This window comes from Micromonospora sp. NPDC049004 (assembly GCF_040649315.1).
Lineage (GTDB): Bacteria > Actinomycetota > Actinomycetes > Mycobacteriales > Micromonosporaceae > Micromonospora.
Genome location: NZ_JBEZFG010000002.1, coordinates 493,748 through 507,641, shown reverse-complemented (window position 1 = coordinate 507,641; position 13,894 = coordinate 493,748). Strand labels below are relative to the sequence as shown.

The 13,894-nt window shown below is 70.2% G+C and carries 15 protein-coding genes and 1 tRNA gene; 9 read left to right on the top strand and 7 right to left on the bottom strand.

Features of this window, described 5'->3' with window-relative positions; genetic code table 11:
* Positions 1–99: 99 nt before the first annotated feature.
* The 3 genes from AB0B97_RS07120 to AB0B97_RS07110 form a co-directional block, all read right to left on the bottom strand.
* The gene (locus AB0B97_RS07120) at positions 100–2,121 is read right to left on the bottom strand and encodes an ABC transporter permease subunit (protein ID WP_357491353.1); all 2,022 of its coding nucleotides are present in this window, start codon (positions 2,119–2,121) and stop codon (positions 100–102) included.
* Positions 2,118–3,548 (bottom strand): extracellular solute-binding protein, encoded by a 1,431-nt coding sequence (locus tag AB0B97_RS07115; RefSeq protein ID WP_357491352.1) that lies wholly within the window; start codon positions 3,546–3,548, stop codon positions 2,118–2,120. The genes AB0B97_RS07120 and AB0B97_RS07115 overlap by 4 nt, the downstream gene beginning before the upstream one ends.
* A 255-nt stretch (positions 3,549–3,803) precedes the next feature.
* Positions 3,804–4,574 carry an IclR family transcriptional regulator gene (locus tag AB0B97_RS07110; protein ID WP_357491350.1) on the bottom strand — a complete coding sequence of 257 codons (771 nt, stop codon included), beginning with the start codon at positions 4,572–4,574 and terminating at the stop codon, positions 3,804–3,806.
* 217 nt (positions 4,575–4,791) lie between these two features.
* Between AB0B97_RS07110 and AB0B97_RS07105 the strand changes: the two genes are divergently transcribed.
* The 7 genes from AB0B97_RS07105 to AB0B97_RS07075 are packed head-to-tail and all read left to right on the top strand — an operon-like array spanning position 4,792 to position 10,401.
* Positions 4,792–5,343, top strand: a complete 552-nt coding sequence (locus AB0B97_RS07105; protein ID WP_357491349.1) for a sigma-70 family RNA polymerase sigma factor — start codon at positions 4,792–4,794, stop codon at positions 5,341–5,343.
* Complete coding sequence (locus AB0B97_RS07100; protein WP_357491347.1) at positions 5,340–6,146, top strand: zf-HC2 domain-containing protein; 807 nt, start codon at positions 5,340–5,342, stop codon at positions 6,144–6,146. The genes AB0B97_RS07105 and AB0B97_RS07100 overlap by 4 nt, the downstream gene beginning before the upstream one ends.
* A gap of 11 nt (positions 6,147–6,157) precedes the next feature.
* Entirely contained in the window at positions 6,158–6,958 is an 801-nt protein-coding gene (locus AB0B97_RS07095) for an ATP-binding cassette domain-containing protein (protein WP_234588531.1), read from the top strand.
* Positions 6,955–8,277 carry a hypothetical protein gene (locus AB0B97_RS07090; RefSeq protein ID WP_357491346.1) on the top strand — a complete coding sequence of 441 codons (1,323 nt, stop codon included), beginning with the start codon at positions 6,955–6,957 and terminating at the stop codon, positions 8,275–8,277. The genes AB0B97_RS07095 and AB0B97_RS07090 overlap by 4 nt, the downstream gene beginning before the upstream one ends.
* Entirely contained in the window at positions 8,274–8,846 is a 573-nt protein-coding gene (locus tag AB0B97_RS07085) for a hypothetical protein (protein WP_357491344.1), read from the top strand. Before AB0B97_RS07090 ends, AB0B97_RS07085 begins: the two co-directional genes overlap by 4 nt.
* 51 nt (positions 8,847–8,897) lie before the next feature.
* On the top strand, positions 8,898–10,100 hold the full coding sequence (locus AB0B97_RS07080; protein ID WP_357491343.1) for a hypothetical protein: 1,203 nt from the start codon (positions 8,898–8,900) through the stop codon (positions 10,098–10,100).
* Positions 10,101–10,116: 16 nt separating this feature from the next.
* Positions 10,117–10,401 (top strand): hypothetical protein, encoded by a 285-nt coding sequence (locus AB0B97_RS07075; protein WP_357491341.1) that lies wholly within the window; start codon positions 10,117–10,119, stop codon positions 10,399–10,401.
* Positions 10,402–10,462: 61 nt separating this feature from the next.
* Here AB0B97_RS07075 and AB0B97_RS07070 read toward each other — a convergent pair whose 3' ends face one another.
* The 3 genes from AB0B97_RS07070 to AB0B97_RS07060 all read right to left on the bottom strand — a co-directional run bounded on the left by AB0B97_RS07070 (position 10,463) and on the right by AB0B97_RS07060 (position 12,533).
* A complete protein-coding gene (locus tag AB0B97_RS07070; protein WP_357491339.1) occupies positions 10,463–11,206 on the bottom strand; it encodes a hypothetical protein in 744 nt (247 codons plus the stop codon).
* A 125-nt stretch (positions 11,207–11,331) separates the two neighbouring features.
* The gene (locus AB0B97_RS07065) at positions 11,332–11,757 is read right to left on the bottom strand and encodes a nitroreductase/quinone reductase family protein (RefSeq protein ID WP_234588539.1); all 426 of its coding nucleotides are present in this window, start codon (positions 11,755–11,757) and stop codon (positions 11,332–11,334) included.
* Positions 11,754–12,533 (bottom strand): glucose 1-dehydrogenase, encoded by a 780-nt coding sequence (locus AB0B97_RS07060; protein ID WP_357491338.1) that lies wholly within the window; start codon positions 12,531–12,533, stop codon positions 11,754–11,756. The genes AB0B97_RS07065 and AB0B97_RS07060 overlap by 4 nt, the downstream gene beginning before the upstream one ends.
* A 107-nt stretch (positions 12,534–12,640) precedes the next feature.
* Between AB0B97_RS07060 and AB0B97_RS07055 the strand changes: the two genes are divergently transcribed.
* Entirely contained in the window at positions 12,641–13,258 is a 618-nt protein-coding gene (locus AB0B97_RS07055) for a TetR/AcrR family transcriptional regulator (RefSeq protein WP_357491336.1), read from the top strand.
* A 42-nt stretch (positions 13,259–13,300) separates the two neighbouring features.
* Here the strand turns inward: AB0B97_RS07055 and AB0B97_RS07050 are convergent.
* Positions 13,301–13,375: transfer RNA gene (locus AB0B97_RS07050), tRNA-Lys, on the bottom strand.
* Positions 13,376–13,583: 208 nt separating this feature from the next.
* On the opposite strand from AB0B97_RS07050, the gene AB0B97_RS07045 reads away from it, so the two are divergent.
* Positions 13,584–13,886: a hypothetical protein gene (locus AB0B97_RS07045; RefSeq protein WP_357491335.1), complete on the top strand. Its 303-nt coding sequence runs from the start codon at positions 13,584–13,586 to the stop codon at positions 13,884–13,886.
* The last annotated feature ends 8 nt before the right edge of the window (positions 13,887–13,894 follow it).

Genomic DNA, 13,894 nt, shown 5'->3' with positions numbered 1-13,894 from the left:
GTGCCGTAGCGGAATCTGCCGTGCCGGGCCGCTGGTGCCCGATCGGCACCAGCGGCCCGTCCGGACCACGCCACGCGACGGGTTCGGCGTCCACGTGCGTCAGCCCTTCACCGCGCCGGCGGTGAGCCCTTCGGTGAGGAAGCGCTGCCCGAGGGCGTACATGACGACCACGGGGATGCTGACGAGCAGCGACGCCGCGGCGAGTTGTCCCTGGGGCACGACATCTCCGGCGATCATCGACTGCATCCCCACCGGCAGCGTCTTGTACTCGTCCTTCGTGATGAACACGAAAGCGAACAGGAACTCGTTCCAGGCGTTGGTCAGGGTGAAGAGCGCGACCGCCAGCAGCCCCGGCTTGGCCAGGGGCAGCACCACCCGGCCGAACGCCTGGATGCGGCTGCACCCGTCGACGAGCGCGGCCTCCTCCAGCTCGACGGGGATCGACGAGAAGTACCCGACCAGCAGCCAGGTGGCGAACGGCAGCGTGAACGTCGGGTACGTGACCACCAGCGACCACAACGAGTCGGTGAGCCGCGCGCCGATGAGCATCTGGTAGAGCGGGATGAACAGCAGTGCGCCCGGCATCACGTAGGTGAGCAGGACCGTGACGGTGAAGCCCTGCGCGCCCCGGAACCGCAGCCGGGCCAGCGCGTATCCCGCGAGGGCCGCGCAGACCAGCGCCACCGCCGTGGACGCCGCGGACACCAGGAGGGTGTTGAGGTACCAGCGGCCGAACGGCTGGTTGGCGAAGAGCGCGGTGAACTGCTCGGTGGTCCAGGGTGTCGGCCACAGGTCGTCCGTCCGCATCACGACCTGGCCCTCGGACTTGAAGGCCGTGACCCCGATCCAGTACAGCGGACCCAGCACGAAGAAGAGCAGCCCGGCCAGCGCGACCCAGGAGCCCAGGCCCGACACCGTCGAGGATGCCCGGCGACCGCCGCGCGACTGGAGGGTCGAGACCACGCGGCCGACCGCCGCCGCGATCAGCAGGATCACCCCGAGGATCACCGCCGCCTTCCAGAAGATCTGCGGCGAAGCCCAGAGCAGCAGGCCGGTGACCACCGCGGTGATCATCCACGGCAGGGCCTTGCGCGCCCGCGTACCGACCCGCAGCGCCGCGCGTCGTGCCCGGGGCAGGTTCGCTCCCGAGTCCTGACGCAGCAGCCGGACCAGGAGGAACACCAGCCCGCCGATGACCGGCAGCATGATGAGCGTGACCGCCGCACCGGCGCCGTACTGCAACTGCAGAATCGCCTTCGAGTACGCGACGAGCACGTACGGCGCTGTCACGTCACCCGGGCCGCCCTGGGTCAGCAGCCAGACCAGGTCGAAGTTGTTGAACGTCCAGATCGACGACAGGGTCACCGTCACGGTGATCACGTGACGCAGTCCGGGCAGCGTCACGTTGACGAACCGCTGCATCGACGAGGCACCGTCGATTGTCGCCGCCTCGTACAGGTCCGCCGGGATGGCCTTCAACCCGGCCAGGAAGCACACGGTGAAGAACGGCACCCCCTTCCAGACGTTCACGAGGATCACCGACGGCATGGCCAGCTCCGGGTCGGACAGCCAGCCCGCCGGCCAGCTGTCGACCAGGTGCAGGTCGACCAGCAGCGGTCCGATCCCGGTGGCGGTGAGCAGGTTGTTGACGCTGCCGAAGATCGGGTCGAGCAGCGCGCGCCAACTGAACGCCGTCACCACGGTCGGCACCACCCACGGCACCAGGAGCAACCCCGCCAGCACCGCCCGCCCGCGGCGCCGGTGGTGCAGCAGCAGGGCCGCGGCCAGCCCGAGCACGACCTTGAAGATCTCGGCGTACGCGGTGAAGACGAACGAGTTCACCACGCCCGTGTGGAACTGGCCGTCGTCGACGAGGTGCAGGTAGTTGTCCAGGCCGACGAAAACGGTGTCCTGCCCGTGTCGTTCCGTGGTGCTGGTGATGATCGACCGAGCGATCGGCACGAGGACGAGCCCGCCGACCAGTACGGCCATCGGGGCGAGGAACAGCGCGGCCAGTCGCCAGTCACGCCCCAGCCGCCGCTGGACCGCCGTGAGGGAGCCGGGTCCCGGCGGCGGGGAGACCCTCGCCGCCGGAACCCGCGCGGGACGGACCGACCTCACTGCGGCAGCCCCTGCTGGTTGAAGATCTGCACCATCTTCGCGTGGGCCGCCTTCACGGCCTGCGCCGGCGCGGTGCCCTGCACGACCTGCTGCATCATGTCGGTGAGGACGTACGCCGAGCCGACGGCCTGCTGGCCGGCGCTGGCCTTCTGCGGGAAGGTCAGGCCGTTCTTGGTGTTCAGCGGCAGTTTCAGTTCGGTGATCCTGCGGAGCATCGGGAACGCCGGGTCACCGCTGGTGAAGAACGGGTCGGCGTCCCAGACCTTCTCCCAGGCGGGCATCACCAGGCCGGGCGCCTCCTTCGCCACGCCGAGCAGCGCGGGCGCGCTGACCAGGTACTGCGCGAGGAGCTTGGCGAGCTGAGGGTTCTTGGCGCCCTTGAAGACGACGAAGCCCTGCGACTGGCCGAGCAGCAGGGGATTGTTGGTCGCCGGCCCGATGCAGTCGGAGAACACGTGGGTGTTGGCGTGCACCGGGTTCTTCTTGGTCCGGGAGTCCGCGTAGACGCTGAACTGGTTGCGGGTGTAGCCGAGGATCCCGGCGAGCCAGTTCTCGTTGTTGCTGGTGTCGGTCCAGCTCGCGATCCCCGGCGGCAGCATCGGCTTGTACTTGGGATTGGTGTAGATGTCGCCGAGGAAGGTCACCGCCTGCACCGTCTCGGGGGAGTCGAACGTGACCTTCCGGGCGTCGTTGGAGGCGATCGACCCGCCGTACGCGTTGATCAGCGCCTCGATCATGCCGTTGCCGTCACCGGACCGGTTGACCGTCATGCCCCAGCCGAACCGCCGCTTGCCCGGATCGGAGATCTCCAGGCACAGGTCCCGCAGCTCCTCCCAGCTGTAGATGTCCTTCGGGGTGATGCCCTTGTCCTGCATCCAGTCCTTTCGCAGGAACGATCCGATCCCGATGAAGTGGTACGGGATCGCGAACCACCTGCCGTCGAAGACGCAGAAGTTCTTGGCCTCGGCGCAGGGTTCGCCGTACTTGGCGGTCAGCGCCTGGACGACGTCCGTCACGTCCTCCAGGTCGCCCAGCGACTGGAACTGCGCGACGAACCGTGAGTCGGTCATGAACGCCAGGTCGCGCGCCACCCCACCCTTGACCTCGGCGTCGATCTTGGCCACCACGTCACCGGCGTCGGCCTGGACCAGACTGTTCTCGATCTTCGTGCCGGTGGTGTCGGCGAACTTCTTGATCGAGCTGTCGAGGGCCTCGTTCGCAGCCGTCGAGTACAGCTTCTGGGACAGCATCCCCATCGAGGAGCCCTTCATCGACGACGCGGCGTCGATCAGCTCCTGTGGAACGTCCGGTTGCACCTTGCTGGGTGATTCGGAGCTGCCCCCACACGCGGCCAGGCCGGTCGCGCCGAGCACTCCCACCCCCACCCCCAGAAAGCCGCGCCGAGACCACGCCGACTTTTCCTCCATGGAACTTCGCCTCCTTCGTTTCCCCGCGCACGGCGGCACGCCGAAGGCTCGCCTGGCGAACGCCGTGATGGTTGTGTGTTCCAGTTGGGTTTCTGTGGCGGCGACCACCTGCGGTCGCCCGTCGAGAAGGGACCACCGCCGTTCGAGATTTCGAACTAGGTTCGATATACCGGATCGAGTGGACGCGACGCTAGAGCAGCTTGGTGAGTTATGTCAATGTTTCGATGTTGTTTCGAGCCGAAAGCGGGAGGTCGGCTATCGAGACTGGGCCCGGTAGCCCATGCGAGCCGACAGCGCAGCAGCGCCGTCCCGAACCAGCCCGGTCCACTCCACCTGCACCTCAGGCGTCCAGCGAATGATCGGCGCGGACAGGCTCATCGCGGCGATGGTGGCACCGGAGTGGTCCCGGATCGCCGCCGCGACGCAGCGCATCGCGCTGTCCGACTCGCCGACGTCTACCGCGACGCCGTCCGCCCGGACACGTTCCAGGTGCTCACGCAGCAGCTCCGGGTCGGTGATACTGGCCGGCGTCATCCCCGGCAGAGGATCCTTCAACAGGACGCCGTCCAGGTCCGCCTGATCGAGGGCCGACAGCAGCACCTTGCCGACCGCCGTGCAGTGGGCCGGCAGGCGCAGCCCGACACCGGACACCATCCGCACGGGGTGCGTGCTGTCGAACTTGACGAGGTAGATGACATCGGCGCCGTCGAGCACCGCCACATGAACCGCCTCGTCACACTTGGCGGCCACGTCCCGCGCGACCCCCTGCGCCTCGCGTACCAGATCAAGCCGGCCCGCGAACGCCGCGCCCAGCTGGAACAGCGGCATGCCGAGCCGGTACTGCACCGGCTGGCCCGGTACGGAGATCAGATACGAGCGGGCCTCGAGGGTGACGAGCAACTCGTGGACTGTGGTGCGGGGCAGGTCGAGTCGCTCCATCACCTGACGGGCCGACAGCTGGGGGCAGTCCAGGAACAGTTCGAGGACGTCAAGCGCGCGGATGACTGCCGGTACCACACGGGGCATGTCGAAAGTCCCTTCGCAGTGCCGGACTCGTGCCAACGATCTCCACACGGACCAGCACCCGAAGAGGATAACTACGTCAACTCCGAGCGCGCCACGAACGTGGCTGGACAGTAAGGGAGGCCGGGCACGCTCACGTGCCCAGACCGCCGCCGAGGTTGGTGACGGCGGTCACACCGGTGCGTGACCCGATCGCGAGGAGGTCGTCGTCTTACCTGTTGTGAGACGAAGCCTGGACGCGGCCGACGAGCAGGAACTCGTACGCCGCGTGGCCCGCGGTGACCGGCGGGCCTTCGACGAGCTCTACCGGCGTACCGCACCGTGGCTGGAGGTGCGGCTGCGGCGTCGGTGCGCCGACCCGGACGTGGTCGCCGACGTCCTCCAGGAGACCTACCTGACCATCTGGCGGGCGGCCGGCAGCTTCGCCGGCGACCAGGCCAGCGGCAGCGCCGTCGGCTGGCTGTGGACCATCGCCGCGCACCGCCTGGTCGACGCGTTCCGGCGTCGCTCCCGGCAGGCCCGGACGCCGCAGGTGCACCCGGCCGAGACGGTCGTGCCCGCCGCCGAGGACGAGGTGCTCGCCGGCCGCGTCGGGCAGGAACTCGAACAGGCCCTCGCCGTACTGCCGCCCGAGGTCCGCGCGGTGCTCCGCGCCACAGTCCTCGACGGCTTCACCGTCCGCGAGACGTCGGTGCTGCTGGGCGTACCCGAGAACACCGTCAAGTCCCGGATCCGCCGCGCCCGGATCGTCCTGCGGGAGGCCCTGTCATGACCACGCATCCCACCCTGAACGACATCGACCGCTACGCCGACGGCGATCCCGGCCTCGACGAGGCGACCGTCTGGTCGATCGAGGTGCACCTGGAGAGCTGCGCCGACTGCCGCGCGCGCCTGGCCGGCAGCACCACCGCCGAGTCGCGCGCCCTGGTCGCCGAGGTCGCGGCAGCCGTCGACCGTGGGATCGCCGCCGGCCCCGCCCCACGATCAAGGGCATTTTTCCGTACGCCGGTGCGCCAGCGCTGGTTCGTGGCGGCGCTGCTGCCGTGGGTCGCCATGACCGCCGGCGTGCTCGGCAGCGCGGCCCTGCTCACGTACTTCCTGGCCGAGTTGCCGTCGATCGTGTTGCTGCTCGCGCCCCTGGCGCCGCTGCCCGGGGTCGCGGCTGCCTGGAGCAGACGCGGCGACCCGGCCTGGGAGCTGATCGTCGGCACCCCCTCGGCCGGTCTGACGATGCTGCTGCGCCGTACCGCAGTGGTGCTCGTCCTCGTCATCCCGGTCCTCGCCGCGTTCGCCGTCCTCGGCGCCAGCCGTGCGAACCTCGCGCTGATGCTGCTGCCGTGCCTGGCCTTCACCGCCGCCACGCTGCTGCTCGGCTCCCTCGTCGGCGTCCACCGCGCCGCGATCGGCCTGATGGTGGCCTGGGCCGCCGCCGTGGTCGCGCCCAGCCTCGCCACCGCCGAACTGCCGGTGCTCCTGCAACCGGCGGCCACCGGTGGGTGGGCCGTCGTCACTGTCGTGCTGGCCGCCCTGACCCTCCTGCGCGCCAACAGCTTCCGGCGCCTCACCTCGTTCTGAAGGGAACCACCATGCGAGCGGTGAGTACGGTCGAGACGGCCGCCACCATCCACCCCTGGGCCATCCACGCCGAGGCGCTGAAGGTACGAGCCGGCCGCCACCTGGCCGTCGACGGGCTCGACCTGAGCCTGGGCACCGGCGTGCACGGCCTGCTGGGGCGCAACGGCGCGGGCAAGACGACGTTGATGCGTGCCCTCGCCACGGTGCTCAAGCCGGCCGGAGGTCGGCTCACCCTGCTCGGCAGTTCCGTCGACGGCCGCGCCGACCTGCGCCAGGCCCGGCGCGCGCTGGGCTACCTGCCGCAGCACTTCGGCTACTACCCGCGGTTCACCGTGCGCGAGTTCGTGTCGTACCTGGCCTGGTTGAAGGAGATGCCGAAGCCCGACATCCCGGCGGCCACACAGCGGGCGATCGACCGCGTAGGGCTCAGCGCCAAGGCCGACGCCCGTCTGCGGACACTCTCCGGCGGGATGCTGCGCCGGGCCGGCGTCGCCCAGGCCATCGTCAACGACCCGCAGGTGCTGCTGCTGGACGAGCCGACCGTCGGCCTCGACCCCGAGCAGCGCCTCGACCTGCGCGAGTTGCTGCGCGACCTGGGTACTGACGCCTGCGTACTGGTCTCCACCCACCTCGTCGAGGACGTGGTAGCCGCCTGCACCGAGGTTGTGCTGATCAACGAGGGCCGGCTGGTGTGGCAGGGCACCCCCGCCGCGCTGGCCGAGCAGGGCGACGAACACCACCCGGGCGACAGCCCCGCCGAACGCGGCTACTCCGCTCTGCTCCGCCGCCACCTCGCGGAGGCCGCCCGATGAGCGTCCTGGGGATCGAACTGCGGCGCTCCGCCGCGGCCGGCGCCGCCCTGATCACGTTGACGGTCGGCGTCGCCGCCCTCTACACCGCCCCGGGACGCTGGTCGCAGGGCTGGATGTCCCTCGCGCTGACGGTGAAGGAGTACATGATCCTGCTGTGGCCGATCGCCCTGGCCGCCGGAGCGTGGCAGGGCCGCCGCGAGCACCGGGCCAAGGTCGGCGAACTGTTCGCCACCACACCCCGGTCCCGTGCCCGCCGGATGCTGCCGGTCCTCGTCGCGATGGGGGCGTCGGCCGGGCTCGCCTTCCTGCTCGTGATCGCCGCAGGCGGCCTGCGGATCGCCTCGACCGCCGCCTACTTCCCGCCGGACGTCGTCGCCATCACGCTTGTCGGCGCGCTCTCCCTCGTCGCGGCGGCCTGGCTCGGCCTGGGCATCGGGCGGCTGCTGCCCACTCTGGTGACCGCTCCCGTGCTCGCCGTGGCCGGCGTGCTGCTGGTCTTCTTCACCGCGATCATGCGACCGGACTGGCTGGGCGCGATCCTGTCGCCCGCCTACGGCAGCAGCCCGTTCTACCCGTTCCAGACCATCGACCCACGGGTCACCGCCGTGCTCGCCCTCTTCATGGGCGGGCTCGCGCTGACCGGCGTACTCCTGCTGGTCGCCGGTGGCCGGCGGGCCTCGATCGCCGCCGCGTTGCCGGTGCTGCTCGGCTTCGGCGTCGCGGCGGCGATCGTCCCCCGCGACGAGGCAGCGCTCGTCGCGCCGGTCGACCCCGTCGCCCGCGAACTCGTCTGCACCGACGACGCGCCGAAGGTCTGCGTCACCCGCGTCAACGCGAACGTGCTGGACGCGCTGACCCCACTCGCCCGCCAGGGCCTGGCCGTCCTCGCGCAAATGCCGGATGCCCCCACGCAGGTGTACGAGGACCGGCGGGCCTACCTCATCGAGGACGCGCCCGCCCGCGACACCGACATCGTCACGATCGTCATCCGGATCGACGATCACGGCGGCCTGGCCCACCCCGACGCCGTGGTCCCCGAGATGGTCTTCGGCCTGGGCACCGGGTACGGCAACCCGGAATGCGAGCGCAACGGCGCTGTCGAACGGGCGGCCGCCTACCACCTGCTCGGCCGCGAGCCGGTCTCCGACGTCGGCGTCATCCCCGAGATGATCGAGGAAGAACCGCAGCTCAACGCCGAGGCGGTCGCCCTGTGGCAGGGCCTGCAGAAGCTACCCGCACCGGAGGCGATGTCCCGCGTGACTGCGGTACGCGACGCGATCCTGGCCTGCCAGGACCCCACCGGACTGCTGTCGCGATGACACTGCACCTGCGCGCGCGACGCGTACCCCTGGCGCTGGCCGCCTCCGTCGGCGCCGCCGCCCTGATCTGGGCGCTGTGGCTGACCCTCGCCAAGGAACGCGACGCCATCCTCCTGCTCGTCGTGCTGACGGTCATGCTGATGGTGGCGGTCCTGTCGACCACGCTGGCCGCCCCCGACGAAGACCTGGAACGCACCGCCGCACTGCACTGGCCGTGGCGCCGAGCCGTGCATCTGCTGGCCGCGCTGGCGCTCGTACTCGGCGTGCTGCTCGCCACCCAGCTCACCGGCGCCCGGTTCGGCCCCGCCGCGCTGGTGGTCCGCGACTCCGCCGGCCTGCTGGGCCTGACCGCCCTCTGCGCGGCGGTCGTGGGCGCGGCCCGCGCCTGGTTCGTCCCCATGGGCTGGGCTGTCGTCGCGGCCCTGTTCCCCCAGCCGGGCACGTGGGGGGCGCTGGCCACCTGGCCGGGGCAACCCCACACCAGCCGGCCGGCGGCGACGGTCGCGGCCGTCCTGGCAGTGGCGGGCCTTCTGGCGTACGCGCTGCGGGGAGCCGCCCGACCCGAGTGACGGCGTGCGCGAGCATGGCGATCTGTGGTTGTCAGGTGACACCATGTGGTCATGATGGGTGCGTCCTCTATGGAGATCCTCGGGCTGGTTCGTCGGCTCCGGGTCGGGACACGCGGTCTGGGTCGGGTGCAGGTGGCGGCCGTCGAACTGGACGATTTCGTCACGTCCTACCGGGACTCGCCCGCCCTGCTCCTCGCCGTGGCGCGCGCCTTCGTCGCCGTGCTGGACGAAGCCGACGTCCCGCACGATCGGTTGTGCCAGATCGAGTCGCTGGTCGAAGCGCTCGCCGCTCACCTGGGCGCGGCTCTCGCGGTCGAGGAGAGGGTCGCCCCGCAACCGCCGAAATGGCTCGACGTCGCATCGCCCGCACACGGTCACGTCAACGTCTCCGGGGTCCTCACCGCGTTCAGCAAGGGGCACGTGACGACCGCCGACTCCGCCACAGTCGTCACGGCCAACAACTGCACGCTTGAGGCCGAGGACCACTACCACGTACGCCGGGTGTCGCTCGACTGCCGCAGCCTCTACGAGGACACGAAGGCGATGGCTGCCTTCGTTCGGGCGATGCACGACCCGTCGCCCGACAACACCGCACAGCTGCTGGCCCGACTGGAAGGCATCATCGGCCCGCGGCGTCCCGTGGGGCCGCAGCAGTATCGCCATCGCCTGCCCGCCGCCGTCGCCACGCACACGGCCCGCGCCGCCGTCGTCGCAATGGGCACGGGCTCGACCGCGCACACCGAAACCAACTACCACATCCGCGAGACTGTGGTTCCCCTCGCCGAGCTGCTGTTGCTACGGCCGGACCTCATTGCCGCCCTGGCGGTACGCCGTGACGGTGACACCCTGGCAGGGCCGCTCCTGGCGGCACTCGGCACGGTCGAGGACCCGGTCCTGCTGCGCAACGCGAGGAGCCTCCCCTCTGTCGGGACCTCGGTGTCACACTCCCTCGGCGGTACGCGCGTCCGCCTGGCGAGCGCCGTGATGGTCGGCTACGGCAACACGCTGACCGCCACCAGCACGGTGAAGCGCGGCCAGTTGGGGCACACCAACCTCAACCGGTTCGACAGAACCCTGGCGAAGAGCAGCAAGGCGCAGCGCGAGAGGGCGAAGCTGCACTCGCCGCAGACCGCGCCATTCCCCCGTCGGGCTTCCATGCCCGACGACGTCTCGCGCGGGCGAGGCCCGCAGTCCTGCCAGCCTGACAAGGGCCCGAAGCGGCGCCCCCGCCCGTCTGGGCCAGGCCCCATCTGAGGAAGAGAGGTTTCCTGTGAAGCTGCTCGTCGCGGTCGTCTTCGTGGTGGCGCTTGTCGCCGCCGGCATCTTCTTCCTCAACCAGGGTCTGAGTCGCGCCAACCAGTTCGCGGGAATCGGATCCTTTCTGCTCGCCCTGCTCGTCGCGGGCTCCACGGCGATGAACGCCGTCCGCCGGCCGTCCACCAGGGAGCCCGAGACCGTGACGAAGGACGGCAACACGGCGACCAACTCCGGTGTGGTGTCGATGGGGCCGAACGCCGTCCACCACACCGTGATCAAGAAGCCCCGGTGGCGGTGACCCACCTGGACGGGCTGTTTGCGGCCGCGTCCGGCAGGGCTGGTTGCGTCGCCGCTGCCGGCTAGGGTCCGGTCGACTGGTATCTGCGGAGCGCGGCTTCGGCGACCTGGATCAGCAGCTCGTCGTCGCCAGGTCTGTTGCCCTCCTCCTGGATCGCTACCAGGGCGGTTCCGACATGGATGAGCAGGACGTCGCACTTGAGGACGTCGGTGCCCGACGTCGCCGTGCAGTTGAGGTGGACACTGTCGTCGCCCAACTGGGGTCCGGGCGTCAAGGCGAATCGGTGGATGGCATTGTCGCCCTGACCGGAGAGCGCAACCGTGGGGCAGCGGTCGACGAAGGTGCGCAGGCCCGCCATCGCCCGTCGGGCACCGTCATCGGGGTAGGTGCGGAGGACTTCCGTGCCCACCCAGAGGTCATCGGGACCGGTGTCATAGCTGAGGGTGGCCGCGGCGGTCGCCGACGGAGCCCCGGTCAGCCGGCGGGCGGACAGCAGGGGGATCATCTCGCGCGAACAGGGCGCGTCACCGGCCGAGGGGCCATCTCCCGCGTCCGAGGCCATGACCGTCGCGATGTCCACGGAGAATCCCGGCGGCAGCGACTCCGTACCCACCAGGCGCGCGGACAGCGTCGGCGAGTACCCGGCACCGCCCGTCGCTGGAACGGGGGAGGGTGGCGTGGTCGCCGCCGCTGGCTTCGTTCCGCTCGCCGACGGATTGGCCGCGGGAGCGGTCGACGGAGCGCACGCCGCCGCCATGCATACGGCCACCACCGCGACCGACCTACGCAGCACCACAATGAGCACGGACCCGACTCCACCTCTCGCGGGACGCGTCAAGCTACCAGCGATGGGCCGGCCGAGCCGTCCCGGGCCATCGAGCTGACGGGGGTTGGCGAGTCGACGCGGGCGACATCTCGTGACGTGCGCCCTCAGTCGAAGTCGATGCGCATCAGTCTGCTGTTTGCCCAGTCCTCCAGCCGTGTCGGTCGTATGGTGCCGGGGTCGTGGGGCTGGTTGAGGTCGTCGACGATGGCGGCGAGGACCGCCGCTCGTTCGGCCGGGTCGGTGACCGGCGTGGCGTGGGCCGCCAGGTCGGCAGTGACGCCGTTCTTCAGGTGGAAGGTGAAGGCGGGGTTCGCGCGCAGGTTCGCGTGCCAGCCGGTGGCCCCTCCGCCCGCGCCGCTACAGAGGTAGGTGGCGCCGTGGGCGCGGTAGAAGAAGATTTCGATGCGACGGGGCCGTCCGGTGCGCCGCCCGGTGGTGGTGATGTCCACGACCCGTTCGCGGGTGCCGGCCGCTGGCGTGATCTCGATGGCTCGTCTGATCTCCGGTGGCAGGTGCGAAAGCGATGTCATGCGGCCTCGTTCTTCACGGCGGGCCCGAGGAGGAGCCCGCCGTCGACGATGTGTTCGGCACCGGTGATGAAGGCGGCGTCAGGCGAGGCCAGGAACAGCAGCGTCGCCGTGATGTCGGCGGGTTGCCCGAGCCGGGGAACCGCGAACGGCTCGGGTGTGTAGAAGTCGGCGATCGGGGCGTCGGCACCGGCCGCTGGCTCGGTGATGAACGCGGTGGCGACGACACCGGGGTGGATGGTGTTGACGCGGATGTTGTCGCGGCCGAGTTCGAGGGCGGCGGTCCGGGTGAGCCCACGGACGGCCCACTTGCTGGCGACGTAGGGCGCGTAGAAGGCGGTGCCGCCGGTGCCCATCGTGGAGGCGATGTTGACGATCACCCCGCCGCCCGCTCGTCGCAGCGCTGGTGCGGCGGCCCTGATGCCGAGGAACGTGCCAGTGAGGTTGATGTCGAGGATGCGGGTCCACGTGGCCGGATCGGTGGACTCGATCAGGGCCGGCGGGTTCTGCACCCCGGCGTTGTTGACCAGGATGGTGAGCGCGCCGAACGCTTCCTCGATCGCCGCGACGGCGTCGGCCCACGACGTCTCGTCGGAGACGTCGAGGCGTACGAAAAGGGCTTTGTCCCCCAGGTCGGCGGCGAGGGCGGCGCCGCGCTCGGCGTCGATGTCGCCGACGACGACGTTGGCGCCCTCGGCGTGGAAGGCGCGGACGTGACTCGCGCCCTGGCCTCCGATGCCGCCGGTGACGAGAACTGTCTGAGCGGTGAAGCGGGACATGCGGTCCTCCGAAGCGAAGCCAATGGTGAGTCGTTTGACTCGCCATGCCCCCACCGTATGTCGCCGCTAATGGTGAGTCAACCCACTCACCTCGCTATGATGGCCGCATGACGACCTATCACCAGCGGGTGGCTCAGCAGAAGCGCGCGCTGATCGTGCAGGCCGCCACGCAGCTGTTCCTCGAACTGGGCTACGACCGGGCGTCGCTGGCGCGCATCGCCGAGGAGGCCGGGGTGTCGAAGGCGACGCTGTTCAAACAGTTCCCGACGAAGGCGGCGCTGTTCGACGCCATAGTCGTCGACTCCTGGGCCGGCGAGGATGACGCCGAAGTGCCGTCCGTGGGTGACCTGACAGCCGGCCTGACCGCGCTCGGACGCCATTACGCCGCGCTGTTGGGCCGGCCCGGGATGGTGGATCTGTTCCGCATCGTCATCGCCGAGCTGCCCCGCTTTCCCGAACTGGCCAAGGCGCACTTCGCAGAAGGCAAGCTGCCGTACTTCGAGACGGTGCGCACCTACCTCATGGCCGAGCGCGACGCGGGGACGGCCGACATCGCGGATCCGCAGATGGCCGCCACGCAGTTCCTTGGGATGATCTCCAACTACGTGTTCTGGCCGAGCCTGCTGGTCCCGGGCTGGACCGTCACCCCGCAGCGCGTGAGCGCGGTGGTGGACGACGCCGTCCGTACCATGGCTGCGCGATACGGCCGCCAAGAAGACCGGTAGAGCGGCGGCTCGCCCTACAAGAGCCATTGAGCTGCCGCTGAATGGTGGGCCGCCAGGGACTCGAACCCTGAACCTATGGATTAAAAGTCCACAGCTCTGCCATTGAGCTAGCGGCCCGCGCGCTCAGGTTACCTGACAGTCAGCGATGCCGGCTTGCGGCTTCCGGGCGGCCGTCGATGCCTGGTGAGGCCAGTTGATCGACACCAGATCGGCGTTGTGGCGGTGTGCCGCCTGGCGGATACCGCCAGGTCGGGGAGGTGGAGTGGATCACGCCGGCCGTACGGCGTCGTGCATGGCGGGGGACGGCTGGGGAACGGGTACGGACATGAGCGCGAGCGGCAGCCCGGCGGTGGCGGCTTCCGGGGAGGTGATCGGGCCGGACGGCGTACGTCAGCCGGGCGGGGAGGTGCACGCGTGGCTGCCCGGCCAGAACCAGACCGTCTGCGGTCTGGCGCTCAGCCGGACCCGGCTGCGCCGCTTTCCGCATGTGCGCTTCGACTATCTGGGCAGCGACGTGCTCACCGAGGCGGACGCGGTGGGCTGGATCTGCCCGCGTTGCCTGGCTGCCACCCTCGGTCGCCGCGGCAAGGAGAAGCACGGCTGGGTCCGCGACTCGCCGCGCCCTTGATCCACTCG

What these genes read in the sequence shown, in the direction of transcription:
- AB0B97_RS07045 (WP_357491335.1), top strand. Translation starts at nt 13,584, where the DNA reads ATGAGCGCGAGCGGCAGCCCGGCGGTGGCGGCTTCCGGGGAGGTGATC.
- AB0B97_RS07115 (WP_357491352.1), bottom strand. Translation starts at nt 3,548, where the DNA reads ATGGAGGAAAAGTCGGCGTGGTCTCGGCGCGGCTTTCTGGGGGTGGGG.
- AB0B97_RS07110 (WP_357491350.1), bottom strand. Translation starts at nt 4,574, where the DNA reads ATGCCCCGTGTGGTACCGGCAGTCATCCGCGCGCTTGACGTCCTCGAA.
- AB0B97_RS07090 (WP_357491346.1), top strand. Translation starts at nt 6,955, where the DNA reads ATGAGCGTCCTGGGGATCGAACTGCGGCGCTCCGCCGCGGCCGGCGCC.
- AB0B97_RS07095 (WP_234588531.1), top strand. Translation starts at nt 6,158, where the DNA reads ATGCGAGCGGTGAGTACGGTCGAGACGGCCGCCACCATCCACCCCTGG.
- AB0B97_RS07085 (WP_357491344.1), top strand. Translation starts at nt 8,274, where the DNA reads ATGACACTGCACCTGCGCGCGCGACGCGTACCCCTGGCGCTGGCCGCC.
- AB0B97_RS07065 (WP_234588539.1), bottom strand. Translation starts at nt 11,757, where the DNA reads ATGACATCGCTTTCGCACCTGCCACCGGAGATCAGACGAGCCATCGAG.
- AB0B97_RS07080 (WP_357491343.1), top strand. Translation starts at nt 8,898, where the DNA reads ATGATGGGTGCGTCCTCTATGGAGATCCTCGGGCTGGTTCGTCGGCTC.
- AB0B97_RS07055 (WP_357491336.1), top strand. Translation starts at nt 12,641, where the DNA reads ATGACGACCTATCACCAGCGGGTGGCTCAGCAGAAGCGCGCGCTGATC.
- AB0B97_RS07060 (WP_357491338.1), bottom strand. Translation starts at nt 12,533, where the DNA reads ATGTCCCGCTTCACCGCTCAGACAGTTCTCGTCACCGGCGGCATCGGA.
- AB0B97_RS07100 (WP_357491347.1), top strand. Translation starts at nt 5,340, where the DNA reads ATGACCACGCATCCCACCCTGAACGACATCGACCGCTACGCCGACGGC.